General features: G+C 63.1%; 24 protein-coding genes. 8 read left to right on the top strand and 16 right to left on the bottom strand.

Features of this window, described 5'->3' with window-relative positions; all coding sequences use genetic code 11:
- Positions 1-14 precede the first annotated feature (14 nt).
- The 5 genes from peaA to IPF49_17780 form a co-directional block, all read right to left on the bottom strand.
- Positions 15-1,628, bottom strand: a complete 1,614-nt coding sequence (gene peaA, locus IPF49_17760; GenBank protein ID MBK6289444.1) for a quinohemoprotein amine dehydrogenase subunit alpha — start codon at positions 1,626-1,628, stop codon at positions 15-17.
- Positions 1,629-1,709: 81 nt separating this feature from the next.
- A complete protein-coding gene (locus IPF49_17765; protein MBK6289445.1) occupies positions 1,710-1,937 on the bottom strand; it encodes a hypothetical protein in 228 nt (75 codons plus the stop codon).
- 7 nt (positions 1,938-1,944) lie between these two features.
- Entirely contained in the window at positions 1,945-3,624 is a 1,680-nt protein-coding gene (locus tag IPF49_17770; protein ID MBK6289446.1) for an AMP-binding protein, read from the bottom strand.
- 41 nt (positions 3,625-3,665) lie between these two features.
- On the bottom strand, positions 3,666-5,297 hold the full coding sequence (locus IPF49_17775; GenBank protein MBK6289447.1) for an AMP-binding protein: 1,632 nt from the start codon (positions 5,295-5,297) through the stop codon (positions 3,666-3,668).
- 135 nt (positions 5,298-5,432) lie between these two features.
- On the bottom strand, positions 5,433-7,640 hold the full coding sequence (locus IPF49_17780) for a TonB-dependent receptor (GenBank protein ID MBK6289448.1): 2,208 nt from the start codon (positions 7,638-7,640) through the stop codon (positions 5,433-5,435).
- Between the two features lie 295 nt (positions 7,641-7,935).
- Between IPF49_17780 and IPF49_17785 the strand changes: the two genes are divergently transcribed.
- The 8 genes from IPF49_17785 to IPF49_17820 all read left to right on the top strand — a co-directional run bounded on the left by IPF49_17785 (position 7,936) and on the right by IPF49_17820 (position 17,175).
- Complete coding sequence (locus tag IPF49_17785) at positions 7,936-9,444, top strand: aldehyde dehydrogenase family protein (protein MBK6289449.1); 1,509 nt, start codon at positions 7,936-7,938, stop codon at positions 9,442-9,444.
- Positions 9,445-9,585: 141 nt separating this feature from the next.
- Positions 9,586-10,539 carry an HlyD family efflux transporter periplasmic adaptor subunit gene (locus tag IPF49_17790; protein ID MBK6289450.1) on the top strand — a complete coding sequence of 318 codons (954 nt, stop codon included), beginning with the start codon at positions 9,586-9,588 and terminating at the stop codon, positions 10,537-10,539.
- Entirely contained in the window at positions 10,536-11,459 is a 924-nt protein-coding gene (locus IPF49_17795; GenBank protein MBK6289451.1) for an ABC transporter ATP-binding protein, read from the top strand. Before IPF49_17790 ends, IPF49_17795 begins: the two co-directional genes overlap by 4 nt.
- Entirely contained in the window at positions 11,456-12,631 is a 1,176-nt protein-coding gene (locus IPF49_17800) for an ABC transporter permease (protein MBK6289452.1), read from the top strand. Before IPF49_17795 ends, IPF49_17800 begins: the two co-directional genes overlap by 4 nt.
- A 270-nt stretch (positions 12,632-12,901) precedes the next feature.
- Positions 12,902-14,035: an FIST C-terminal domain-containing protein gene (locus IPF49_17805; GenBank protein ID MBK6289453.1), complete on the top strand. Its 1,134-nt coding sequence runs from the start codon at positions 12,902-12,904 to the stop codon at positions 14,033-14,035.
- Positions 14,032-15,432, top strand: a complete 1,401-nt coding sequence (locus IPF49_17810) for a response regulator (GenBank protein ID MBK6289454.1) — start codon at positions 14,032-14,034, stop codon at positions 15,430-15,432. The genes IPF49_17805 and IPF49_17810 overlap by 4 nt, the downstream gene beginning before the upstream one ends.
- Positions 15,433-15,508: 76 nt before the next feature.
- Positions 15,509-16,267, top strand: a complete 759-nt coding sequence (locus IPF49_17815; protein MBK6289455.1) for an SDR family oxidoreductase — start codon at positions 15,509-15,511, stop codon at positions 16,265-16,267.
- Between the two features lie 41 nt (positions 16,268-16,308).
- Positions 16,309-17,175, top strand: coding sequence for a prephenate dehydrogenase/arogenate dehydrogenase family protein (locus tag IPF49_17820; GenBank protein ID MBK6289456.1), 867 nt, complete (start codon positions 16,309-16,311; stop codon positions 17,173-17,175).
- Between the two features lie 189 nt (positions 17,176-17,364).
- On the opposite strand, the gene IPF49_17825 is transcribed toward IPF49_17820, so the two are convergent.
- From IPF49_17825 to IPF49_17875, 11 genes are all read right to left on the bottom strand, one after another.
- Positions 17,365-18,015, bottom strand: coding sequence for a response regulator transcription factor (locus IPF49_17825; GenBank protein ID MBK6289457.1), 651 nt, complete (start codon positions 18,013-18,015; stop codon positions 17,365-17,367).
- A gap of 13 nt (positions 18,016-18,028) precedes the next feature.
- The gene (locus tag IPF49_17830; GenBank protein MBK6289458.1) at positions 18,029-18,364 is read right to left on the bottom strand and encodes a nitronate monooxygenase; all 336 of its coding nucleotides are present in this window, start codon (positions 18,362-18,364) and stop codon (positions 18,029-18,031) included.
- A 339-nt stretch (positions 18,365-18,703) separates the two neighbouring features.
- Positions 18,704-19,924 carry a cytochrome P450 gene (locus IPF49_17835; protein MBK6289459.1) on the bottom strand — a complete coding sequence of 407 codons (1,221 nt, stop codon included), beginning with the start codon at positions 19,922-19,924 and terminating at the stop codon, positions 18,704-18,706.
- Complete coding sequence (locus IPF49_17840) at positions 19,921-20,175, bottom strand: hypothetical protein (GenBank protein ID MBK6289460.1); 255 nt, start codon at positions 20,173-20,175, stop codon at positions 19,921-19,923. Before IPF49_17840 ends, IPF49_17835 begins: the two co-directional genes overlap by 4 nt.
- A gap of 39 nt (positions 20,176-20,214) precedes the next feature.
- Positions 20,215-21,081 (bottom strand): universal stress protein, encoded by an 867-nt coding sequence (locus IPF49_17845; protein MBK6289461.1) that lies wholly within the window; start codon positions 21,079-21,081, stop codon positions 20,215-20,217.
- A 384-nt stretch (positions 21,082-21,465) separates the two neighbouring features.
- Entirely contained in the window at positions 21,466-22,362 is an 897-nt protein-coding gene (locus IPF49_17850; GenBank protein ID MBK6289462.1) for a F0F1 ATP synthase subunit gamma, read from the bottom strand.
- Positions 22,346-23,947: a F0F1 ATP synthase subunit alpha gene (locus tag IPF49_17855; GenBank protein MBK6289463.1), complete on the bottom strand. Its 1,602-nt coding sequence runs from the start codon at positions 23,945-23,947 to the stop codon at positions 22,346-22,348. The genes IPF49_17850 and IPF49_17855 overlap by 17 nt, the downstream gene beginning before the upstream one ends.
- Positions 23,937-24,707: a F0F1 ATP synthase subunit B gene (locus tag IPF49_17860; GenBank protein ID MBK6289464.1), complete on the bottom strand. Its 771-nt coding sequence runs from the start codon at positions 24,705-24,707 to the stop codon at positions 23,937-23,939. Before IPF49_17860 ends, IPF49_17855 begins: the two co-directional genes overlap by 11 nt.
- Positions 24,708-24,838: 131 nt before the next feature.
- Positions 24,839-25,117 (bottom strand): F0F1 ATP synthase subunit C, encoded by a 279-nt coding sequence (locus IPF49_17865; protein ID MBK6289465.1) that lies wholly within the window; start codon positions 25,115-25,117, stop codon positions 24,839-24,841.
- Positions 25,114-25,830, bottom strand: a complete 717-nt coding sequence (locus IPF49_17870) for a F0F1 ATP synthase subunit A (GenBank protein ID MBK6289466.1) — start codon at positions 25,828-25,830, stop codon at positions 25,114-25,116. The genes IPF49_17865 and IPF49_17870 overlap by 4 nt, the downstream gene beginning before the upstream one ends.
- The gene (locus tag IPF49_17875; GenBank protein ID MBK6289467.1) at positions 25,830-26,141 is read right to left on the bottom strand and encodes an ATP synthase subunit AtpR; all 312 of its coding nucleotides are present in this window, start codon (positions 26,139-26,141) and stop codon (positions 25,830-25,832) included. The genes IPF49_17870 and IPF49_17875 overlap by 1 nt, the downstream gene beginning before the upstream one ends.
- Between the last annotated feature and the right edge of the window lie 27 nt (positions 26,142-26,168).

Here is a 26,168-nt window from a genome sequence, read left to right on the forward strand (position 1 = left end):
GGCTGTATACCTGTTCAGCGGATCGGGGGATTGTTCCAGCGCTGCACCGTGACCAGCAAACGCCCCTCGCCCTGCAGCGTGCGTTCCCCATCCTGGACACTGGCAACGACCTTCAGGTTGCCGGCGTTGTTGGTCTGGTACTTGCGCGCCGGGTTGGGGCCGGCGGCCGCCGGCGTGAACACGCCGCTGTCCTTGTCCATGACGCCGGCGAATTTCACATCGTTGTCCGAAGCGGCCTTTTCATCCCAGGGCGCCACTGCCCACTCGGCCGCGACCACGCCGATGCGCATATCGTCCGCCGTACCCGGTTCGCCATCCGCTCCATTGGCCAGCGCGATGGCCTCGAAGGTGGCGCGCACCTTGTCCTGCGAGCCCTCCGATCCGCCAACGCGTCCAACCGCGTAAGCCGGCGTTACCTCGATCCGGTCGATCTGCGTGTACACGGTGAGCGCATTCCCGAGCGTGGCGTTGCCGACGCGCACGGCACGGGGACCGGTCGCTGCGCCGGCCTCGGCGCTGACCGTCACGACCATCCGCTCCGCGTCGCTGCTGACGACCTCGTCGACACGGATGCCCTTGCCGAAATCGGGTTTCCCGGCCAGTCCCGCGCCAGCCAGGACCAGCGTCTGGGTGCCACCCTGGCGCAGGTGCGCCGGAGCGAGCGCCAGCAGCTGCGGCTTGCCGCTGATTTTCCATGCCTCGATGTCGACACCGAATTCCTCGCGCTCGCGCTGGAACATCCGGCCCTCGAGTTGCGCGCCATCTTCGGTTGCGGCCAGTACCTGTTTGTAGGCGACGCCGTTGGCGTCGATGCTGGCGCGCCATTCGTAACCGGTGTAGACGATGGCGCTGCCGGTTCCGCTCAGATCCTCGCCGTCGGCGAACTGTCCTTGCAGATCGATGCGGAAATTGTCCGCGCCGTCCGCGGTGGCGGTCATCAGTGCGTCGAAATCTCCCTTGCCGGGCATATGACCGGCAAGCCGCCAGCGGCCCTCGAGCGCGGGTTTGGTGGCCTTCTGCCAGTCCGACCACTCGGCGGTCTCGTAAGGATAGGTTTTGCTCAGCAGGGGCACGATCGTATCGAGTCCGGTACCGAGCCAGTCCCGATCGCGCCCGCCGGCCGAGTATTCGGAGGTCGGGAACTGCGCCAGGTGAAAATGCACCAGGTCACGCCACTCGGCCTCGGAGCGCCGCTGCAGGCCCACGCGTGACTCCGCGTGGCAACGCGCGCACATGACCGCGTACTCCGGATCCTCGGGCACGTCGATGGTGTTGTGCCGCTGCTCGAGGCTGTAGCGGTAGCGGGCGGATTCCGCCGGTGCGAGGCCCTTGGTGTCGGCGAAGTATTTGACCAGCGTACGCATCACGTCCTCGGGACTTGCGCCATCGGGGTCGGTGAACGGGGACTTGTGCAGCACATGCATGCGCGTCAGCGTCATCTGCCAGCCTTCCGGCGTCTTGCGCTGCTGCTGCATGCGCGTGAGGCCCGCGTCCGGCTTCTCCACCGGCAAGTGACAGCCGGCGCAGTTCAAATGGATCAGCTCTTCAGGGGTGGATGCCTGCGGTGCCGGGCAGGCAAGGGCACAGCCCAGTGCCAGTGCCGCGAGGGCGCAATTCATTTTTTGCACGGTCTGCCTCCGTTGATCGGTCGCCAGGGGGCGCCAGTAAAATGGTTCGATTGACGCATACTATAGAAAAATACAGGTTTGTCACCGCGCCGCACCCGGAACCCGTCCGTGCTCGATCAGCCGCGGGAATGGCTGCAACGCGAGATCGAGCATCGGTCCGGTTTCTGCCTTCCAGGGCTTGCGGTAACCGACGAATACGGTGTGCCCCTCGACCGAGGCGGCAACAAACAATGCGAGTCGACTGACCTGTACCGGCGTCGACGCCGCGTTGGTGCGCACCATGGTTTCGCCGGCAACATTCAGGTTCATGCGATCCTCAGCCAGCGGCCTCGAGTTGCGCGATCATGGCCTCGCGCATGCGGAATTTCTGGATCTTCCCGGTAACTGTCATCGGGAATTCATCCACGAAGCGGATGTACTGCGGCACCTTGAAATGCGTGATCTGCTTGCGGCAGAAGGCCTTGAGCTGTTCGGCATCGAGCATCGCACCGGGCCGTGGCTTGATCCACGCGCAGACCTGCTCGCCGTATTTTTCATCCGGTATGCCGAACACCTGCACATCCTGGATATCGGGGTGCGTGTAGAGGAACTCCTCGACCTCGCGCGGGTAGATGTTCTCGCCGCCGCGGATGATCATATCCTTGATGCGTCCGGTGATCGCGGTGTAGCCCTCGTCGTCCATCACGCCGATATCGCCCGAGTGCAGCCAGCCGTCGCGGTCGATGGTCTCGCGGGTGCGCTCCTCGTCGTCCCAGTAACCGTGCATCACGCCGTAGCCACGGCAGCAGATCTCGCCCTTCTCGCCCGTCGGCACCACCGCGCCTTCGCCGTCGATGATCCTGATCTCGCAATGCGCCGCCGGGCGCCCAACGGTTGCCACGCGCTTGGCGATCGGGTCGTCCGCTCCGGTCATGTGATTCACCGGGCTGGTCTCGGTCTGCCCGTAGGCGATCAGCACGTCGCGCATGTGCATGCGCTCGAGCACCTTGTTCATGACCTCGACCGGGCAGGGTGCGCCGGCCATGATGCCGGTGCGCAGGCTGCCCAGATCGAACTCGCCGAAACGCGGGTGTTCGAGCTCCGCGATGAACATCGTCGGCACGCCATGCAGCGCGGTACAGCGCTCCTCGGCCACCGCCTGCAGCGTGGCCAGCGGTTCGAAGGCCTCGCCCGGAAATACCGCGGTCGAGCCGTGCGTGATACAGGCCAGGTTGCCCATCACCATGCCGAAACAATGGTAGAGCGGCACCGGAATGCACAGGCGATCGTGCGCGCCGAGGCGCATGCCGTCGCCGACGATCTTGCCGTTGTTGAGGATGTTGCGATGGCTCAGCGTCGCGCCCTTGGGGTTGCCCGTGGTGCCGCTGGTGAACTGGATATTGATCGCATCCGTGGGTTCGAGTGTTGCGGCAATGGCGGCGAGACGGGTGCGATCCGCGGCATTCGGTGCGCGGCGCAGCGCGCCGAAATTGAACATGCCTGCGCTCTCGTCATCGCCGAGGCGGATCACGGTTTTCAGGTGCGGCAGCTTGTGCGAGTCGAGCTGGCCGGGCGCCGCGCGCGCAAGTTCCGGCGCCAGGGTCTGCAGCATGTCGAGGTAATCGCTGCTCTTGAACCGCGCGGCCGTGATCAGCGCCTTGCATTGCACCTTGTTCAGCGCGTATTCGAGTTCGTAGAGGCGGTAGGCGGGATTGAGGCAGACCATGATTGCGCCGATACGCGCGGTGGCGAACTGCGTCAGGCACCACTCGACGCAGTTGGGTGCCCATATCCCGACCCGGTCACCGGCCTCGATGCCGAGGTGCACCAGGCCCGCGGCGAGGCTGTCGACCTGCTCCAGATACTCGGCGTAGGTCCAGCGGATGCCCTGGTGGCGCACGATCAGCGCGACATGCTCCGGGTGGCGTTGTGCGGTGTTGCCCAGTGCCTCGCCGATGGTCAACTCGAGCAGCGGCTGATCGTGCGCTCCGCTGGCCTGACTGGTGCTCAACTTCATGCTTTTTCCCGCTTCGCGAAGCCCGCCATTGCCCGCTCCCCTCAGCTCTTGCCCCACTCGCGATCGCGCAGTTCGATGCGCCGGATCTTGCCGCTCACGGTCTTTGGCAACTCGTCGACAAACTCGATCTTGCGCGGGTACTTGTAGGGTGCGGTGACCGATTTCACATGCTCCTGCAGTTCCACCGCGAGTGCCTCGCTGGCGCGGTAACCGGGTGCGAGCACCACGAAGGCCTTGACCACTTCGCCCCGTTTCTCGTCCGGGCTCGATACCACCGCCGACTCGGCCACCGCCGCGTGCTCGATCAGCGCGCTCTCGACCTCGAACGGACCGATGCGATAACCCGCCGAGAGAATCACGTCATCGGAGCGCCCCACGAACCAGAAATAGCCGTCGGCATCGACCGTGGCGCGATCACCGGTCAGGTACCAGTCGCCGCGGAAGCTGGCCGCGGTTTTTTCCGGGTTGCCCTTGTATTCCAGGAACAAGCCCAGCGGGCGTTGCGGTTTGACCCGCACCGCGACGTCGCCTTCGCGATCGGGAGGAAGAATCGAGCCATCGGCATCGATCACCGCGAGATCGATGCCGGGCGCCGGTTTGCCCATCGAACCGAAGCGCGGCTCGAAGCCGGGGAAGTTGCCACACAGGATCACGGTCTCGGTTTGCCCGTAGCCGTCGCGTATGGTCAGCCCGGTGGCGCGGCGCCAGGACACGATGACTTCCGGGTTGAGCGGCTCGCCCGCACCGACACAGTGGCGCAGGGCCGGGAAGCGGTAGCTCGCGAGATCCTCGAGCACGAACATGCGGTAGATGGTCGGGGCGCCGCAAAATGTGGTGACCGGATATTTCGCCAGCAGCTCGAGTGTACGTTTGGCACTGAAGCCCGTGGTCTGGTGCACGAACACCGCCGCGCCGCAATTCCACGGCCCGAAGTAACTGCTCCATGCGGCTTTTGCCCAGCCGGTGTCGCTGCAGTTCCAGTGCAGATCCGTCGCTCCGAGATCGAGCCAGTAGCGCCCCGTGGTCTGGTGCGCGAGTCCGTAGCCGTGGCTGTGGATGCACATCTTCGGGTAACCGGTAGTGCCCGAGGTGAAGTAACAGAGTGCCTCGTCGTCGGCGGCACTATCGATGGTCGCGAACTGTGTCGAAGCCGCGCTGGCCGCCGCGCGATAGTCCACCCAGCCCTCGCGCGCCCCGTCGATCAGCACCCGCGCCACGAGGCTCGGGCACTGCGCGGCAAGCTGATCGACCTTCGCGGCGTTGGCACTGTCGGTGACGATACAGGTGGCTGCGGAGGCGCCGATGCGATAAGCGATATCGCGCGCCGCAAGCTGGGTGGTGCCGGGGCTGATCACCGCACCCATGCGCAGGCACGCGCTCAGCACTTCCCACCAGGCGATCTCACGTCCGAGCACCATCACCACGCGGTCGCCGGCCTGCACGCCGGCATCGCGCAGCAGGTTGGCGACGCGGCACGAAGCCTCGGCCATTTGACCAAAGCTGCGGTGTTCTTCGTTGCCCTGGTCATCGACCCACAGCAGCGCAAGCTTGTCCGGTCCGGCGCTGGCGTGACGGTCGATCACGTCACGTGCAAAATTGAAGCGCGGCGGACAGTTCCAGCGGAACTCCCGGCGCGCGGTTTCGTAGTCGTTTGACGCGGTTGTCGTTTGCATGCTGCCGGTACTGTTATGCGCTGTTGCGGCCGACATTCGAGATACTGTCAGGCCCGATCCCGACCCGCAGCACGGACCGCAGGTCGGGGATACTCGCTCTTCCCGGGCCGAAACCCGAGTGACGACAGTCCTGGTTTACGCGCCCCACTTGTAACGCAGTGATACGCCCCACCAGCGCGGGCGGCCGTAGTACTGTTCCGTCATGTCGAATACGCCCGGGCCGGAGAGATCGAAAGTCTGCACCAGGTATTCCTCGTCGAGCAGGTTGTCGACGAAGGCCGATGCGGTCCACTGCTTGTTGCAGTCGGTATAGCTGATCGATGTATTGACAATCGAGTAGCCGTTCTCGCGCACGGTTTCGGCGCCGGTCAGCGCGAAGAAGTGCTCGCTGCGGTACTGCCAGTCGCTCTGTACCGCGAGCGTGCCGTTCAGCGCGGACCATTCATAGCGCGCCATCGCGTTCCACATCCACTTCGGCGACTGTACGGACGGCACGTCACCGCTCGGCAACTCGACATCGATATCGTTGTAGGCGCCACCGAGCAACAGATCCATCCCGTCGATCGGACTCGCGATAAGTTCCAGTTCCGCGCCCTTGCTGGTGGCATCGGTGTTGAAAGTGATGGTGTCGATGCCGACGATGTAGAACGCCTGGTAGTCCTTGTAATCGTAATAGTAGGTGGCGCCATTGACGCGCGCGCGACCGTCGAAGTACGTGCCCTTGAAGCCGACCTCGACCGCGTCGAGCTTCTCCGGTTCGTAGGAGAACGTGGCGTCGTTGTAGTCGAGTGGCGGTGTCAGCGGGAAGATCGGCGCATTGAAGCCGCCGCCGCGCACGCCGCGGTTGAGGCTGGTATAAACCAGCAGGTCGTCGTTCGGTGTCCAGTTGAGCTGCACCCGCCCCGACCACTCGTCGTCGTTGCGGTCGCCCTCGTAGCTTGCCAGCGTGAAGCGGTTGGCGAGGTTCGAGGCGGCGTCGAAATCGTGCGCAATCGGATCCAGAAAATCGTAGATGCTCGTCTTGTACTTGAAGTCGTTTTCGTCCTTGATCAGGCGCAGCCCCCCGATCAGTGTCCATTGATCGCTGAGCTGGTACTCGAGATGGCCGAAGCCGGAGTACGATTCCAGTTCGCGCGTATAGGGGTTCAGCAGGCCGGCTTCGGCACCCGGGGTTGTGGCCGGCCCGACAAACGGGTCGGAGATCGCGCCGTTGTTGTCGTTGATGTCGAGCTTGAGGTAATAAAGCCCCGCGACCCATTTCAGCCTGTCGGTATCGCCATCGAGTCGCAACTCCTGGGAAGTCTGCTCTGCGCCCGTATTCAGGAAGAAGTTGAAGAACGACACCGGCGAGGCATCGGAATCCTCGATATAGTGGCGATGCACGTTCGAACGGTCGCTGATCGAGGTCAGGTTAAGGTCGCCGATCTGCCACTTCAGGGTCAGCGTGAGACCGTCGGTGTCCAGATCATTGAAGCCGTCGCGGTCGTAATCGCCGCCGTAGGGGTTGCCATCATGATCCCGATAGCCGTTCAGGATCGGATTGAAGCGCGGTGGCGTCAGTTTTCCGGGAATCAGCGAAGTCACGTTTTCGAAAAATCCGGAATCGATTTCCTGTTCCGACTTGCGCCCGCTCAGCAGGATCTGCAGGTCCTCGGTCGGGTCCCACAAGAATTGGAGACGGTAGCTCTGGTCGTCGGCATTGTTCAGATCGGTGCCGGTGTAACGGTTCCTGACATAGCCGTCGCTCTTGACGTAGGCGCCGGAGAAACGCGCCGCAAGGGTGTCGGTGATACCGCCGCCGATCGCGCCCTCCGCCTTGTACTGGTCGTAATCGCCGATGGTGCCTTTCACGTAGCCGCTGAAATCCTGGCTGGGCTTGTTCGAGATGAAGTGGGCAAGGCCACCGGTTGCATTGCGCCCGAACAGGGTGCCCTGCGGGCCGCGCAGGATCTCCACCCGCTCCATGTCATAGAGCTGGAAGCCGGCGCCGGACATCTGGCTGATATAGACCTCGTCGAGGTACAGCGCGACAGGGCTCTCGACGTTGGTGGTGAAGTCGCTGCTCGCCACACCGCGGATCGCAATCGCGTAGTTGGCCTCGCCGTTGGGCTGGATGGTGGATACACCGGGCGCCATCGCGGTAACCTGCTGGGCATTGGCGAAACCGAGTTGCTCCATCTGCTCGCCGCTGAAGGCGCTCATCGCGATACCGACATCCTGCACGCTCTGCTCGCGCTTTTGCGCGGTCACGGTGATTTCATCGAGTATCTGTGCCTGCAACAGGCCGGGCAGCAGAGCCATGGCAATGGTGCTGGCAAGGAGCTTTGGTTTGAAAGATGACATGTGGCTGGGCCTCCGCGGTTGTCGTTGCTCTGGTATTGCTTGTTGTTCGGACCACACGCGCCTGAGGACGCCCCGCGGCCAATATGAGTCAATCGATCGGAAGGGTAAGCGAAACCGGTACGCTTGCCAACTGCCCGAAAGCAGCAGGTTGAATGCTACGAAAGTAGCAGGCGCTACCCTGCCACGGTACGATGCGGTGCTATCGGGGAAGCGTTACCATGGATCCGGCAGATGAATCTGTTTATGGTGCGGGGAGCGCCCCGTGTTCCCCGATAACACTCTGGAGGTACCGACAATGACCGTAGCAATGAACGATCTCAATACCATCCGTCCGGCCACCCGCGAGTTCCTTGGTGCCAGTCACCGCAATCTGATCGGCGGTGAGTGGGTGGCGGCCGCAGCGGAAAAAACCCTGGCGGTGTTCGATCCCGCGACCGGTCTCGAGGTCGCGCGGGTGGCCGAAAGCGATGCCCCCGATATCGATCGCGCGGTCGCCGCGGCCCGCCGTGCCTTCGAGGACCCGGCCTGGCGCGACATGAAACCAGCGGTGCGCGAGCGCCTGATCCACCGCCTGGCTGACCTGATGGAGCAGCATATCGATACCCTGGCCGAACTCGAGTCGATCGACAACGGCAAGAACGTGGCCATCGCCAAGGCCGTCGATATCACCTGTGCGATCGACTGCTTCCGGTTCATGGCCGGCATGCCCTCGAAGCTGCAGGGCAGTACGCTGCGGCCTTCGGTGCCGTTCAACCCGGACGGCAAGTTCTTTGCTTTTGCCAACCCGGTGCCGGTCGGCGTGGTCGGCGCGATCATTCCGTGGAATTTCCCGATCCTGATGATTGCCTGGAAGCTGGCGCCGGCATTCGCGGCCGGCTGCACCGTGGTATTGAAACCTGCCGAGGAAACGCCGCTGACGGCGCTCTTCATCGGTCGCCTGGCGCTGGAAGCCGGCTTCCCCGCCGGGGTGCTCAATATCGTGACCGGTTACGGACATACCGCGGGCGCGGCCCTGTCCTCGCACCGCGGTGTCGACAAGGTTGCGTTCACCGGTTCCACCGAAGTCGGCAAGCTGATCATCCAGGCGGCAACCGGCAACCTCAAGAAAGTGACCCTCGAACTGGGCGGCAAATCACCGGCGATCGTGTTCCCCGATGCGGATCCCGCGGTGGCGATTCCGGGTGCCGCGAGCGGGATCTTTTTCAACCACGGCCAGACCTGCTGCGCCGGTTCCCGCCTCTACGTCCACAAGTCGCGCTTTGACGAGATCATCGACGGTGTGGCCAATATCGCGAAGAGCATGAAGGTCGGTCCCGGTCTCGATCCGGGCACCGAGATCGGGCCGATGGTCTCGAAGATCCAGCAGGAGCGGGTGTGCAAATACATCGCCTCGGGTGTGGAGCAGGGCGCGGAACTGGTGGCCGGCGGCGATCGTCCCGACAGCAACGGTTACTTCGTCAATCCCACGGTGTTCGTGAACACCCGCAACGACATGAAGATCGTGCGCGAGGAGATCTTCGGACCGGTGCTGGTGGCGATGCCCTATGATGACATCGAGGACGTGATTGCCGCGGCCAACGATACGCCCTACGGGCTCGGTGCCAGCATATGGTCGCGTGACGTCAGCACCGTTCATCGTATTGCCCCGCGCATCAAGGCCGGAACGGTGTGGGTCAATTGCCACAACGTGATCGACGCGGCGCTGCCGTTTGGCGGTTTCAAGGAATCCGGCTGGGGACGCGAGAACGGCGTCGATGCGGTCAGGGCCTACACCGAGACCCAGACCATCTGCATCGCACTGTGAATTACTGGTGAATCGCACCCCGCTATTTCGGGGTGCGCACAAATCGACTTATGATGGGGCTCTGGAGCCCCATTTTTTTGCGCAGCGATGAGCGCTACGAGCGCCGCTGCGGCGGCGTCCTTGCGGATCGAGGAGTCATGCATGGTGGATTGGTTATGCGGTTTCGCGCTGCTCGCGGGACTGTTTTGTGCGCCTTCCGATGCCACGCTCAGCGCTTATGTCGAGGGTGAGGCCGTTTATCTGGCGCCGCTTGAGGTCGTGCGTATCGAAAGTCTCGAGGCGCGTCGTGGCGATCAGGTCAAGGCCGGCGATGTGCTGGCGATCATGGATGCCGCCGACGCGCGTTTTGCGCTGGAGGCCGCGAGCGCGCGCCATGCCGAGTCGCGGGCGCGCTTCGACAACCTCACCACCGGCAAGCGCTCCGAGGAGATCGCCGTCATCGAGGCCAACCGCGCTGCCGCCAGGGCGGATCTCGCCCAAAGCGAGCTCGATCTCGAGCGCGCAACCGACCTGGTGCGACGCAAGGTGCAGAGCCAGTCGGCGCTCGATCAGGCGCGCACCGCGCACGACGTGGCGCGCGCACGCCTGCGCGAGATCGATGCCAGCCTGCAGGTGGCCGGCATCGCCGCGCGGGTCCAGGAAATCGAGGCCGCGCGGCGGGTCGTGGAGGCCGCGGCAGCGGCGATGGCCGATGCCGAGTGGCGGCTGGAGCAACGCACCCTGCGGGCGCCGGCCGCCGGACGGGTCGAGGACATCATCCGCTATGCGGGCGAAATGGCAGGCCCGAGCGCCCCGGTGCTGAGCCTGCTGACACCGCTGAATCGCAAGCTCAAGCTGTTCGTTCCGCAATCGATGCTGAGCCGGGTCCGGATCGGCGATTTGCTCGGTCTGGGCTGTGACGGATGTGCGCCGGCGCTGCAGGCAAGAGTGAATTTCATCGCCAGTGGTCCCGAATTCACCCCGCCGGTGATCTACTCGGTGGAGAGTCGCCAGAAGCTGGTGGTGCTGGTCGAGGGGGAACTGCTCGGCGCTGCGCGGCAACTGGCGCCGGGCCAGATCGTCGATATCACGATCGGCGCCGGGCAGCAGCCATGAACGTGATCGATGTCAGCGGCCTGAGCAAGAGCTTTGGCGGCAAGACGGTCGTCGACAACATCGCGCTGCGCGTGCGCGAGCGCGAGATCGTCGGGTTTCTCGGGCCAAACGGCAGTGGCAAGACCACCACGATCCGCATGCTGTGCGGCCTGCTGCGTCCCGATACGGCGAGCGGCACCTGTCTCGGCTTCGATCTGCGCACCCAGGCGGGGAGCATCAAGCTCCAGACCGGTTACATGACGCAGCGCTTCTCGTTCTACGAGGACCTCACGATCGAGGAGAACCTGGATTTCGTCGCGCGCCTGTATGATCTGCGCCCGCGGCTGCAGAAAGTGGACGAGGCGTTGCACAGCATCGGATTGCAGCATCGTCGCCGGCAACTGGCCGGCTCGCTCTCGGGGGGCTGGAAACAGCGGCTCGCACTGGCAGCCTGCGTAATGCACAACCCGCGCCTGCTGTTGCTCGACGAACCGACCGCCGGCGTTGATCCCAAGGCGCGCCGCGAGTTCTGGGATGCCATTCACGACCTGTCCGACCAGGGTGTCACGGTGCTGGTATCCACCCATTACATGGACGAGGCCGAGCGTTGTCATCGCATCGTCTACATCATGGATGGCGAGATCCTGGCCGACGGCACCATCGGCGAACTGCTTGAAAACGCCGGACTGCACACCTTCACGGTCCAGGGCGGCGACATCGCACAGCTGCGCGTGGCGCTCGAAAGCCGGGCCGGTATCGAACAAGTGGCGCCATTCGGTGACACGCTGCATGTGACCGGCACGGACAGGGCTGCACTGCAGGCCGCGATCGCACCGTTTCGCGATCACGCGGCGCATCGCTGGGCCGAGGGCGAGACCACGCTGGAAGATGTCTTCATCCACCTGATGAGCAGGCGAAGCCGTGCGGCAGGCCATGCATGATTGAGCGTCCGCCGCTGTTGGCGCGCCTGCTGGACCACTTGCGTGGCCTGTCGGCGCGGCGGATAAATGCCGTGCTGATCAAGGAATTCATCCAGCTGCGACGCGACCGCGTGACCTTCGGCATGATCCTGGGGGTTCCGTTGCTGGAACTGGTGTTGTTCGGATTTGCGATCAACAATGACCCCAAGCAGCTCCCCACCGCGATCTTTGTCCAGGATCACAGCGCGTATTCGCGCGCGGTGGTCAATGCATTCGAAAACTCGGGCTATTTCCGCATCGTGTCGGTCAATGATGCCGAGGTACAGGGCGATCGCCAGCTTGCGCGCGGCGAGGTCGCCTTCGTGGTCACGATCCCGGAGGGTTTCACCCGGCAATTGCTGCGCCGGGAGCAGCCGCAGCTGCTGCTCGAGGCCGACTCCACCGATCCCGCCGCATCGTCCAACGCGCTCGCGGCGGCGACGCAGCTGACACGCACCGCGCTGGCGCACCAGCGTCTCGGTGCCGCCGGCGCCGATTCCGGGCAGCCGCCATTCGATCTGGTGATGCACCGGCGCTACAACCCCGACGGTATCTCCCAGTACAACACCGTGCCCGGTCTGCTCGGCGTGATCCTGACCATGACCATGGTGATGATGCCGGCGCTGGCGCTGACCCGTGAAGTCGAGCGCGGCACGATGGAAAACCTGCTGGCGCTGCCGGTGCGGCCGATGGAAATGATGATCGGAAAGTTGCTGCCCTACATCGCCATGGGGGCGGTTCAGGTAGTGATCATCCTCACGGTTGCGCACGGGGTTTTCGAGGTGCCGATGCAGGGCTCCTATCCGCTGCTGTGCGTGATGCTGGCGCTGTTCATCGCCACGGTGTCGACCATGGGTTACCTGATCTCGACCGTGGCGCGCAACCAGATGCAGGCGATGCAGATGACGTTCTTCTTCTTTCTGCCCTCGATGCTGCTGTCGGGCTTCATGTTTCCGTTTCGCGGCATGCCGGCGTGGGCGCAGGGCATAGGCGAAGTGTTGCCGCTGACGCATTTTCTGCGCATCGTACGTGGCATCATGTTGAAGGGTGGCGGCTTTGCCGATGTTGCCCCCAATATCTGGCCACTGTTGCTGTTTCTGGTAGTGGTGTCGGCGATTGCACTGAGCCGCTTCCGGCATACGCTGGATTCCTGAAACAGCGATAATCGCTCGAGCGAAAAAACAACAGGGAGTGCTGCATGGATCTCGGGCTGAACGGAAAGACCGCCATCATCACCGGCGGCAGTGGCGGCGCCTGTATGCTCTAGCGCGGACCAGACGCCAACGCGCCACACCCCAGGAGAACAGATGGACATCGACAACAATTTCGATCAGCAGGGTGCAGGCGGCTGGCTGGCAGCGGCATTCGGGTCGATCGAGCTGGCCGCCTCGGCTCCGGCGCCACCCGCGATGTGATCCGCACGCATGACGGCTTCATTTTTCACGGCCCACGCCGAGGGCCTCTCCACTGCCGGAGTCATCGCCGAGCTCGATGGCGTGCTGGCGCGCGCGGACCTCGAGTTTTCATTGTTGCTGTCCGCTCCCGATCTGCTGGATCAGGTATTGATGCCGGTGGCGGCCAGATTTCCCGCGCAGCGGATATTCGGCTGCACCACCTCCGGCGAGATCACCGGGCGCGGTTATCACGAGAATTCGATGGTGTGCATCGGTTTTCGCAAGGGCGATTTCACCGCCGTATCGCGGCGCATCGACGGGTTGCGCGGCTTTGGTTTCCAGGACGCGCGCAACCTGGTGCTGTCGGCACAATGGGAGCTTCGCGAGCGCGCTCCGGACGCCGATGCGCGCAATACCTTTGCGTTGCTGCTGATCGACAGCACCAGCCAGGCAGAGGAATTCGTGGCGGCGGCACTCGGCAGCGAACTCGGCAATACCACGCTGATCGGTGGCTCGGCCGGAGACAACTGGAAGCTCAATCGCACGCCGGTGCTGGATTGCGGACAATTGCACGACGATGCCGCGGTGATGCTGCTGGTGCATACCGCGCTCGAATTCCGGCACTACAATTTCCATCACTACCGCCCATCGTCCACGCGCGGGGTCATCACCGCGGCCACGCCGGCGAAGCGGCTGGTCCACGAGATCAACGGCGCGCCGGCCATCGTCGAGTATGCGCGGCTGTGCGGCCTCGACGAGGCCGATATCGACGTCGAGCATCTTTCTTCGCACCCGATTATCCTGATGATCGGTGACAAGGGTTATGCACGCGGTTTTTCCCAGGTGCTCGAGGACAGTTCCATGCGCTTTGCCTGCGCGATCGACGAGGGCATGGTGTTTCGCGTCGCGCAGCCCGGCGATTTCGTGGGCCAGCTCGAGGAGCGCTTCGCGGCGCTGCGCCGCGAGATCGGCGCACCGCAACTGGTGCTCGCATTCGAGTGCGCGGCGCGCAAGGTGGAAGTCGAGCGCAATGGCATGCAAGCCGCGGTCGGCAGGCTGTTTGCACGCAACAATGTCTGGGGTTTCTCGTGCATGGGAGAGCAGGCCAATGCGATCAACATGAACAATTCCTTCAATTGCATCGCGTTCTCGGTCGGGCCATGAGCGAGAAGGCGGCAGCTGATGCCGGGACCGTCGCGGCGGCGGCGCGGATTGTCGCCCTCGAGCGGGCGATGCTGCGGTTGCAGCGCACCAACGAGACGCTGATGGATCGGGTAGAGCACCGGATCAGCCAGGAGGGCAATGCCTTTGCCGCATTCCAGACCGCGATCAACCTCGAGAAGACCGTTGCCGAACGCACCGCGGAACTGCGCGAGCTGAACCTGCGTCTCGAGCGCGAGCTGGAACTGCGCCGCAAGTACGAGGCAGCCCTGATTCGTGCCAAGCAGCAGGCGGAGGATGCAACGCGCAGCAAGACCCGTTTCGTCGCCTCCGCCAGCCATGACCTGCGCCAGCCTTTGAATGCCGCGATTCTCTATCTCGAATCGATGTCGCCGGCCGAACTCGATACCCGCAACGCCGAATCCCTGCGCGGGGTACAACTCGCGCTTGGTACGCTGAACAGCCTGCTCGGCACGCTGCTGGACATCTCGCGTCTCGACAGTGGCGCGATCCACCCGGATCCGGCGCATCATCGACTGGCGCCGATGCTCGAGCGCCTCGCGCGCGAGTACGGCTCGATGGCCGGCAGCGGAGTGCTGCGCCTGCGCATGGTGCCGCGTGACGCGGTTGTGCATACCGATGCCGCGCTGCTCGAGACGGTGTTGCGCAACCTGCTCAGCAACGCACTCAAATACGCCGGTGGCGGCAGGATCCTGCTCGCGGCGCGGCGCCGCGGCACGCAGCTGCGGGTGCAGGTGAGCGATACCGGGCCGGGTATCGATGCGCAGCACGTGAGTCGTATTTTCGAGGAGTTCTGGCGCGCGCCGGGCGCCGCGGAGGGTGCCGGCAGCATCGGCCTCGGGCTGTCGATCGTCGAGCGGATATCGCGCCTGCTGGAAACCCGGGTCGAGGTTCGCTCGAGCCTCGGGCGTGGCAGCACCTTCAGTCTCGATTTGCCGGCCGGAGATGCGCGCCAGCTCGCGGCTCCCGTGGTCGCGGCACTGAGCCATGCGCCGGCCACGTTTGCCGGGCGTTGCGTGGCGCTGGTCGACGACAACGAGCAGGTGCTGCGCAGCATGGAGCGGCTGCTCGAGGGATGGCAGTGCCGCACGGTCGCCGGCTCGTCGATCGAGGAGGTGCTCACGCGGCTGATCGATGCCGATCTGGTTCCGGACCTGTTGCTGGCGGACTATCATCTCGGCAATGCGCGCACCGGCCTCGATGCGCTCGCGGAGATTTCCGTCGAGTTTTCCGGGCCGCTGCCCGCGATCGTGGTGAGCAGCGATACCTCGCCGCAACTCACTGCGGAGCTTCAGCAGCGCGGCATTCCGTTCCTGACCAAGCCGGTGGAGGTTGCGCGCCTGCGGGCATTGATGCAGCACCTGCTGCGCGGCTGGTAGCCGCACGGATATCAGGAATCGAATGGTTTGCGGGTATTGAATTTGATTGATCTGGAGAGTGGATGTGAGTCAATCGGTGGTAACACAGGGTTCCAGATTGGCCGACAAGGTCACCGTCATCACCGGAGCGGGGCGGGGTATCGGTCGTGCCATGGCCGAGCTGTTTGCCGCCCAGGGTGCGGCGGTGGTGATCGTCGACGTGGTGGAACAGCTCGCCGCCCAGACCCTGGCGCTGATCAACGGTCGCGGCGATTGCATGGCGGCGGTCTGCGATATCTCTGACAGCGCCAAAGTACGGCAGTTGTTCGTCGATGTTCAGCAGCGTTATGGGCGGGTGGATGTACTGGTCAACGTTGCCGGTATAGCGGGACAGGGCAAGTCGCTGTCACAGATCGATGACGCGCTGTGGCAACGGATGCTGGATATCAATTTGAGTGGCAGCTTCTACTGTACTCGCGCCGCTGCCCTGGCGATGATTGAACAGAAGTTGTCGGGATCCATCATCAGCATTTCCAGTACCGGTGCTCTGAGTGGAGAGAGCGCGGTCCACTACGACACGGCCAAGGGTGCTCTGTTGTCGATGACGCGCTCTCTGGCACGCGAGTTGGGCGCACGCGGCATTCGCGTCAATGCCATTTGTCCGGGGCCGACCAATACCGAATTGCTGAGTGGCCTGACTCCGGAACAGCTACAGTCCCTCACCCGCCGCATTCCCTTGAAGCGCATGGCGGAGCCCGGGGATATCGCGGGCGCGGCCTTGTTTCTTGCCAGTGATGAATCGGCCTATGTGACCGGGCAAACGCTGCTGGTCAACGGCGGTTCGTGGTTTGTTTAAGCAGCAGCAGCAGTTGGCGGCAGGGCGATTGAGGTGAAACCATGGCAATAGAACGCATGACGGTGATTGGTTTGGGAAATATGGGGGGCTCAGTGGCCCTGGCCGTGCACAGGAATCCTGCCGCGGACGTCGAGGTTGTGGGCTATGTGCGCAATGAGGAAGCTGGACGCGAGGCTTTGCGCCTGGATGTGGTCGATCGGCTAAGTTTTGATCTGGCGGATGCGGTGCACGATGCGGATCTGGTAGTGCTGGCGACCCCGGTTTCGGCAATGGAGTCTGTCATGCGGCATATCAATCCCTATTTGGCCAAGGGCGCAGTGGTCACCGATGTCGGTAGCACCAAGGTCGAAGTCAATGCCTGGGGCCGACAATTGATCGGACACCCTGCCGTCTTTATCGGTGGTCATCCCATGGCTGGTAGTGCCGGCAGCGGACTTGCGGGTGCCAACGGGGAGGTGTTCAGGAACACCGTGTTTTGCGTTGTGGGCGAAGCTGATACACCAAAGGCGGCCAGTGAAGCGCTGCTGCAGCTGGTGCAGTGGATCGGCGCCACACCACTGCTGATGACTGCGCAGCAACATGACGATTATGTGGCGCATGTCAGTCACTTGCCCATGTTGCTGGCGTCCGCGCTGGTCACGTCCGTGTCCACGCACGAGGACTGGGACGTCATGTCCCGACTGGCTGCCCTCGGCTTTCGGGAAATGACCCGCAGTGCCGCGGGCAGCTCGGAAGTACGACACTCGATTTGCCGCACCAACAAAGCGGCAATCGTCGCATCGATCGATCGCTTTGTTGGCACATTGCAACAGTACCGGCAGCATATCGTGCAAGATGATGAGCAGCTGCTGCGCCTTTTTCAGGATGCGCGCGCGGCGCGACGCGACTGGGTGAATCGCCGCAACTAGCCCGCGCTGGCCGAATTGTGGATATGGGCTCGCAAGAATGAACTCAGCCCCGAGCGGCTGCGCCGCCTCGAGCTTTCCTCGCCACTGCGGTGCATCCTGGCTGCAGGTACCATCCAAGTTTGCATTAAAAACAATAAATCACCTTAACTGATATTTATAACGCATTGTTATATAACAAAATTAACAGTATCAATCTGTTGGCTTATGACGGGTGCGGGCAGCGAGTACCGCCTGGACCCGGTTCTCGACCCCGAGCTTGCGCAGCACCGCCGATACATGCGCCTTCACGGTGATCTCGCCGATCCCGAGTTCGCGTCCGATCGCCTTGTTGGAATGCCCTTTTTCCATCAGTTCGAGCACGCGCAACTGACGCGGCGTGAGTTGCCCGGCGCCCTGCACGGAAGGATCCGCGGGAGACTTTGCGGGTGAGTCCGCAGCCAATTCACGCAGCGCTTCCGACGGCACATAGCTGCCGCCGGCGCGCACGATCTGCAATGCGTGCTGGGTCAGCGAGGAACCAGAGGACTTCGGCAGATAGCCTGCCGCCCCCTCGCGAAACGCCTCGCGCACGGTGTGCGGATCGTCGTGTGCCGAGCAGATCACGACCGGCACCGTGGGGTGGTATTCGCGCAGGCGACGCAGGCCATCGAGCCCGGTGGCATCGGGCATCGACAGGTCGAGCAGGACGAGGTCGACGGGACAGCACGCCAGCATTTCCAGAGTGGAGGCAATATCGCGGCTCTCGCGGCACTCGACATCGGCAAAAGCACCCGCCACGACGATCTTCAGCGCATCGCGATACAGCGGATGGTCGTCGGCGATCAGCACCAGGTAGCTCATGGAGCGGTCCCGCTCAGGGCTCGCGGGCGCAGCACGCGGCGAATCCATGCAGCGTGGCGAAAAACTCGCGGCGGAACCCTGCGAGTATCCGAACGACCGGCTCGATGCCGGAATCCTTCACGAAGGCCCGGGTGAAATTCGCTCCGAACGGGCGATCAGCCAGCGTCAACCTCCGCCGGCTCTCCTCGCGAATCACCTCCAGTTTCCCGGAGGATGTCTTGATGGTCCCCCCGCCGCCGGCATTGGATACCGCGCTGGCCAGTTGCGAGCACGCGATCCAGCCCATCGGGGCCGGGATCAACGGTATCTCCATTCCCCGCATCCGGGCGATGCGGTTGTCGAATTTCATCCGTTTTCTCCATTGTTGCGCCGGGAACAGTACGGGCATGCGTCATGGCTAGTCAATTGCCGGTCCATGGTATCGGCGCGGCCGAACGCGTCACCAGATCTGCATCTGCGGGGTACCGGTCGGTTATCGCCCGCTGCGTGTGCCGATGCACCAATGCGGGCTTTGCCGTGCCGCTCGACAGCGAGCTGCGTGGTCTGCGCGTCGGCTGGTTGGGGGTTGCGCGGGTTGGCTGCCGATGGCGCCGGGCGTGCTGGATGTCGGCACATCCGACAGCAGCACTCGCGAGCAGCGCGAGCAGCCGCAGGGAGCTCAGGATTCGGGTCAGGGTGGCGGGGCGCATCAGGAAATGGCGAGAGGCAGGGAGTCGAAACCGCGAAAGCGCGCGCGGCGCGAACGCACCGGCTCGCCGCTTAGCCTTAATTCAGGAAAGCGTTCGAAGATCCGTGCGATCGCCACGCGACCCTCGAGGCGCGCCACGTTGAGTCCGGCGCAGGTGTGTATACCGGCGCCGAAGGCAAGATGCGGGTTCGGGTCGCGCGCGATGTCGAAGCGATCGGGGTCGCTGAATACCTGCGGGTCGCGGTTTGCCGCGCCGATGCACAGGGTCAGAATCGAGCCCTTGGGAATTGCCACGCCGCGGATCGCGGTATCCTCGCGTGCGGTCCGGTTGCCGAGCTGGTTGGAACTTTCGTAGCGCAGGATTTCCTCCACCGCGGATTCGATCAGCGCGGGTTCAGCCCGCAGGCGGGCGAGTTCCCGCGGGTGGGTGAGCAACAGGTGGATGCCGTTGCCGATCAGGTTGCTGGTGGTCTCGTGGCCGGCGTTCAGCAGGAAGATGCACTGGTGATACAGCTCGGTTTCCGAGAGACGGTAGCCATCCGATTCCCAGCGGATGAGGCGGGCCAGAATATCGTCTTCATCGTTGCTGAGGTGATGGCGGCGGCGCTCGACGAATTCGGCGAGAAATTCCAGCATCTCCTCGACGCAGCGGTTGCCGAGCGCAATCTGCTGCGCCGACAGCCCGACTTCGAGCGCACCGAGAATCGCCAATGACCAGCGCCGCAGCGGGGCGCGCTCATCGGGCGGAATGCGCAGCAGGTTGCCGATGATTTCCACCGGTATTGCGGCGGCATAATCGGCGATCAGATCGAACTCGCGCCGTTGCGCGATGCCATCCAGCAGATCGTCCACCAGGCGCATGAGTCCAGGTTCCATCGCCACTATCATCTTTGGCGACAGCGCGTTGCCGAAGGCCTTGCGCACATGGGTATGCAACGGCGGATCATTGAACACCAGGCTGGCGGTATGATGCCGGTACAGTGGCGCATCCGCGCCGAATACAGGCTCGAACTGGGTTCGCTTGTCGGAACTGAACAACTTCGCGTTGCGGTACACGCTGTTGATGTCGTCGTGACGGCTGAGGAAAAAGCTGCCGTCGGGACAACGGTACACCGGCGCATGTTCGCGCAGTGCGGCATATACCGGAAAGGGATTGGCATAGTAGTCGTCGTCGAGCTGACGCAGGTCAAATACCGGGAGCGGAGCAGGTGCTGCTGTCATGAAGAAATTTCCTGGGCGGGCGCCTTGTCCCGGGTATGGATGCATTGCCGAAAGCAACCGGACAGTTGACCCGGTGCGTGCTTGCGTGCACCACGCAATATATGACAAGAACACGACTTGCCACTGCCAAGGGTGCTGATTGCCAGGGCACCCAGCGCATTGACGACCATATCCCAAATCGTGTCGGTCAAGCCCGATGGATCGCCGAGCATGTTTTTTTCCGGGGCCGGACCTTGGGAGAGACCGTCCATTCTGCTCGATACCTGTGGGGCAATCACGGGTGTGCAGGGCTATTCCCTGACACCGTGCGGGTTGCAGATCAGGACGTCGCAACTCGCAGCTTCCAGTACCCGGCGTGTGACGCTGCCCAGCAGCGCCCGCCGGATCAGACTAGTGCTGCCGGGACCCAGCGCGATCAGGCCCACGTGCGGATCCCGCGTCGCCCGGACAAGGGATTTCGCCGGATCGCTGGCGATCACCCGCGTCGTGCTTTGTGTCGGGCGATGGGCCAGCTGCTCCGAGATGGCGTGCATGCAGGCCTTCGCCTTGCGGACAAGGGCATCGCGATGAGCCGCCACACTTGCCTGTCCGTGGCCCGCGCGCCGCATCGCTTCTTCGAACGGTGGCGGAATCCGCACGACATGGACCAGACGCAGCCCTGCCAACGGAAACAGCGCGGCCACGAACGCCACGAGCGCACCGGATTCATCGGATGCATCCGTGGCCACCACCACGCGTTCATAGGCTTGTGTAACCGGCCGTTTGACTACCAACACTGGCGAGCAGGCTGCACGGATCACGCGGTCGGTCGTCGAGCCTATCACTTTCGCAAGTATCGATTCGCCCTCGTGCGCCATCATCACGACCAGATCGGCGCCGGTCTCATGGGTCTGCTCGATCAGGCGCAGGGACGGCGACCCGGTCTCAATACGAATGTCGATCCCGGGAACGTCGATTTCCTGTCTTGCAATGGCGGCCTCGATGTTTTCGCGGGCGATGAGCCGTATTTGATGCTGGATCAGGGCCAGGTCCGCGGGCGCAGGACCAAACCCGGTCAAGCTGTCGATGACATGAACAATGGTGAGTTTCGCCCGATGCGCACGGGCAATTTCCGCAGCACGCGCCAGCACCGCATCATTCTGCGGAAACTGTCCCACGGCAGCGAGGACATTTCCTGTCTGATTCATTGCACCCACTCCCTTGATTGCGTCAGGTCCATCATAGCCCCTACTGTTAGCTGGTGCGGTGGCAGGGTGCGCCGGGTCTGTCGGGATAGGTTTGCGACCGGTGTCGTTCGCTCGGGCATCGATCTGGACACCTATAAAAAGGCCTGATCGTTCTGTGCCGTGAAAGAAGTGGGGCCCCCAGGCTGCCCTTTGTTGGCACTCACGATCCATGCCCGGAATGGAACAAATGAGGAACAGGGAGCGCAGCACGGCGAAGCGCAGCGTTGCGCCGCGGCTGCGTTACACCATTGGCTGGAGCGTATAGTCACGCTGGACACACGCTCAAGGAGCGTGTCATCAATAACAAGGTTGCAATCATCCACGCTCACCACGTCCGGGCTTTTTTTTCAGCGCTTCAAAACCAATGATGACATCCATCAGTTCGTTGGTGATTTCGGTTTGGCGGACGGATCTCAGCTCCCCCCGTACCTGCTCCAGGCGATCATCGACCGACTGTTCAGCCTGTTGCATCAGCGCCAGCCGTGCCGAATTTTCGGTGACCATGGCTTCTGCCGAGGCGTGGAATACGCTGGCGAAGATATGACTGCGGATCAGTGAGGCCAGCAGGGTGTCCGGGGCCATGCTGTAGTCGGGCAGGGAACGCGAATGCCAGCGACTGCCGCGCCGCAGCAGGTTCGGCTCCAGTGGCAGCAGACGTTGTGTGACCGGCTCCCGCAGGCCATGCTCGCCACGCCGGGTAAACGCCAGGCTAACGGCGATACGGTACAACGGCTGGCCCCGGCTGATGACATCGATCCGGCTGACAATATCTCCCGCCAGGCGGCCAATGCCTTCGGAGGAAGCCGGCGGCAGCAGAACGGCCTCAGGTGACAAATCCTGATCGGCCAGTGCGTCGTTCATCTGTGCACCGATACAGAGTAAACGCGGTTTCCCGATCGTTTGCGCCTGGCAGTGGTGTTTCACCAGCTCCGCGAGAATTTCGTTGTAGTTACCACAAAGCCCGTGGTCGGAACCAAAAACCACCAGCAAATGTTCGGCAGCATCCTTCGACTGCAGCGCAATCGCGCCGGTCCGGTGTGCGAAGGCTGAAAATCCCTGGAGGATGGTCTGGTGGTAGGCTTCGATCGAGCGAGCGGCATGCTCATAGGGGGCGGCGTTAATGGCCGACAGCGTTTTCATCGTATGGACGATGCCGCGAATGCTGGTCAGCGTATCGCTGTGGCGGGAAAGGATTTCAAGCGTCTGCGCCATCGCCGACCTCGTCTGCGATTGACTGGCCGCTGGCCGACAGGGCGCTGCGAGCCGTCTCGATAATCAGCGCGCGATCTTCCGGATGCAGGGCCCGGTTTTCGGTGATGCGCTCGTCAATCGCCTGCAATTGCCTTTGTGCGGCGGCTCGGACACGGGCCATGGCATCCGTCACCTTTTGCTCAGACAGCCCGTCAAACAGGCCTTCCATCGCCGCCACCAGCACCGTCAGTTGCTCAACGGCCGGCATCGGGTCGCGCTCGGCCTGGCGCAGGGCTGCTCGAACCGCCGCACCCCGGGTCAGGCGTGCCCGGGTGACATCATCCAGCCGCGTGCCAAAGCGGGCAAAGTCTTCCAGTTCCTCAAACTGCGACAGCGTAACCCGCAGGTTACCGGCTACTTCGCGCAGTGCGCGGCTCTGTGCCTTGCCGCCCACGCGGGAAACCGACAGCCCCAGATCGACGGCGGGAAACTGATTTTTGCGGACCAGTCGCGGCGACAGGTAGATCTGGCCATCGGTAATCGATATCAGGTTGGTCGGGATGTAGGCCGACAGGTTCTCGGCCTGGGTTTCCACCACCGGCAACGCGGTGATCGAGCCACCGCCGGCCTCCTGGGTGAACTGGCCGGCACGTTCCAGCAGGCGGGCATGAACATAGAAAATATCACCGGGAAAAGCCTCCCGCCCCGGTGGTCGGCGTAACAGTAATGACAGCTCCCGGTAAGAGCGGGCATGGTGAGTCAGGTCGTCAAACACCACCAGTACATCCTGCCCCTGGTCGGAAAAATATTCGGCCATGGCCATGGCTGCATAGGGTGCCACGTAGGCCAGGCCCGGAGTCTCCTCGTCACCGGCGGAGATAACCAGGCTGCGGGCCATCATGTTGCCTTTTTTCAGGGCTCTGATCACCCGGGATACCGCGTCGCCACGCTGACCAATGGCGCAATAGATGCACGTGAGCTGTGAACGGGTCTGGTTCAGTATGGTATCCACCGCAATCGAGGTTTTGCCGGTCTGGCGATCACCGATGATCAGTTCACGCTGACCCAGACCCACCGGTACCGCAGCGTCGATCGCCTTGATGCCGGTGGCCAGTGGCCGGGAAATGGCAGATCGGCTGAGGATGCCCGGGGCCTCGGCTTCAATGGGGTGCTCGGCCACCGCCGTGATCGGGCCCAGGCCATCCCGGGGGCGACCCATGGCGTCCATCACCCGGCCCAGCAATGCGGGGCCAACCGGCACACTCACTACTTTGCGGGTGCGGCGCACATCCTCGCCCAGAGTGATGAGTTCGGAAGGCCCCAGCAGGATAACGCCCAACCGGCCTGGCTCAAGGTCCAGCACGATGCCGCGCACGCCGGATGCAAATACCAGCAACTCGTCCGCCAGGGCACGGGCCAGGCCGGAGACGACGGCAACGCCGTCGCCTACTTCGGTCACGGTGCCGACTTCGGTAAGCACCGGTGCGGGTGAGGGGGTCGCCAGCAGTGCTGTCCGCCACGCGTGAAAGTGCTTGTCAGACCGACCGTCAGATCGGCCTTCTGCCAGGCTGCCATCGGCACTGGTTATGGTGTTCTCATCCACCATCGGGTTGCATCCGGCCGGAAGCGCCGGCGGCCAGACGCTCATTCAACAGGGCGCCAAACTCATCGGTGTAGCTGTCGATGGTCCAGGCGACCTGGGCCCCACCGACGCGCAGGACCAGTCCGGGTGCCTGCTGCGGATCGGTTTCAAACCGCAGCGCCATGCCGGGCAGCAGATTCTCCATATCCGCCTGCATCTGCGCATGGGCTGCCTCGGGCAGCGTGTCACGAGTGGTGGCCACCGCCTCGGTGCTGTCGCCGGCGGCCTGTGACAGTTCATGGGCAATCGGCTGCAGCCGCGCGCTCACATGACGGACGATGGCAGCTTCCAGCGTTTCGTCAGCCAGGTCGCGCAGCGCTTTGCGGGTCAGCTCCAGCAGGGCTTCTTCCCCGGCCCGGTGCAGTTGGGCGGTGAACTTGTGGCGTTCCCGGTCCAGATACCTGTGCCAGTCCTTCTGCTCCTGCTCGAGCGTGGCGCGGGCGTCTGCCAGCAGCGTATCGCGCTGGCTTTCCGAGGCCCTGAGCGCCTGTTCGACCCTCGCATCCTGGTCCGATAGCAACTGCATTTGCTGTTTCCGGTATTCCGCTTCTGCCGCCTGCGCCTTTTTCTGTGCCTCTCCGGCCTCCGCCATGCGTCGGGTAATTTCGGCCTCGCGGGCGTCGATGCCGTCGAGGATCGGGCGGTAGAGAAAGCGCTTCAGCAGCCAGACCAGCACCAGGAAATTGGCGATCTGCGCGACAACGGTAATCCAGTCGATGGACATGGCCTGCGCCCCGTTTGGCTAATCCGCCCTGGCATCGTGCCAGGTGTGGATGTGGGTACTGGTGTCATGAATCAGAAAGTGCGAAAAAGTCCATCCGCAGTATTTTGTTCTCCTGTTTCTGATGCACGATGCTAGCCGCCTGCCGCAACCTGCATTGCGTCCCAGAAGGGATTGGCGAAGATGAGAATCATGGCCACCACAAAACAGTAAATAGCAGTCGATTCGATCATCGCCAGGCTGACGAACAGGGTTCGGGACAAAGTCGGTGCGGCATCCGGTTGCTGGGCAATCGCCGCAATCGCGGCGGCTGCTGCCCGTCCTTCGCCCAAGGCGGGGCCGATTGAACCGATCGCTATCGTAAGGCCGGCGGTGAAAATGGAAATGGCCGCGATAATCGAGAGATCCGTCATGATTTATCCCCTTTAGGTACTGATGGCTCTGGTTGCTGCGCTGAAGACTCCGGCTCTGCCGTCGCGGATGAAATATAGACGGTCGCCAGAATGGCAAAAATGTAGGCCTGGATCAGGCCGGTCAACAATCCCAGCATATCCATCACCACCGGGAAAAAGAACGGCGCGACCGTCAGCAGGATGGCTGCGATGACTGCACCACTCATGACGTTGCCGTAAAGCCGGATTGCCAGCGAGATACCCCGCGAGAACTCACCGATAATGTTGAAAGGCAGCATCACCATCGAGGGTTCAATAAAAGTTCGAAGGTAGCGCTTCACACCGCTGCTGGCAATGCTGAACAAAGGTACCGCCACCAGCACCGACAGCGCCAGCGCCGCTGTCGTGGACAACGAGGCGGTGGGTGGCGAGAATCCGGGAATTACCAGTAACAGGTTGGATAACGCAATGAACAAAAACAGGGTGCCGGCAAAATACATTACATGCCGCGCCGAATTCCGGGTGATTTCTTCAATCTGGCCCTGAATCGTCTGTACGATCACCTCCAGTGTTGTGCGCCAGCGATCAGGTGGCACATCGGCGCGCAGATTGCGGGTAATCACCCTGGAGATTCCCACCAGCAACGCCATCACAATCCAGGTATTGACGATGGTGGCGTTTACCTTCCAGCTCCCCAGCGTAAACACAATGATCGCATCCGGTGAAAACTGCATTATGCGCCCACTTGTTCGGGCAAGCCGGGTGCCCGGCTTGCGTTGGCCCAGAGCACGGCAGCCAGGCGCACAAGAAAAAACGCCAGTGCGTAGCCGGCCAGCGGCCAAGCGTTGGCTCCAGATGTCGTTACCCAGAAGCTGACGGCCAGCAGCATCGCAATCCGGCATGCCGAGCTGAATATCAGCAAGACTCCGGGGCGGGTGGAGCGCAGGGTCCGCCGCATACCCCAGGCCAGGCCGGCAAAAAACACCAGGCTGACGGGGACTCCGATGGAAAACCCCAGCAACACGGCCCCCCAGTCTATAACCATCACCGCTCGTCTCCCTTGCGCTTTGAG

It is taken from the genome of Gammaproteobacteria bacterium, from assembly GCA_016705365.1.
Lineage (GTDB): Bacteria > Pseudomonadota > Gammaproteobacteria > Pseudomonadales > UBA5518 > UBA5518.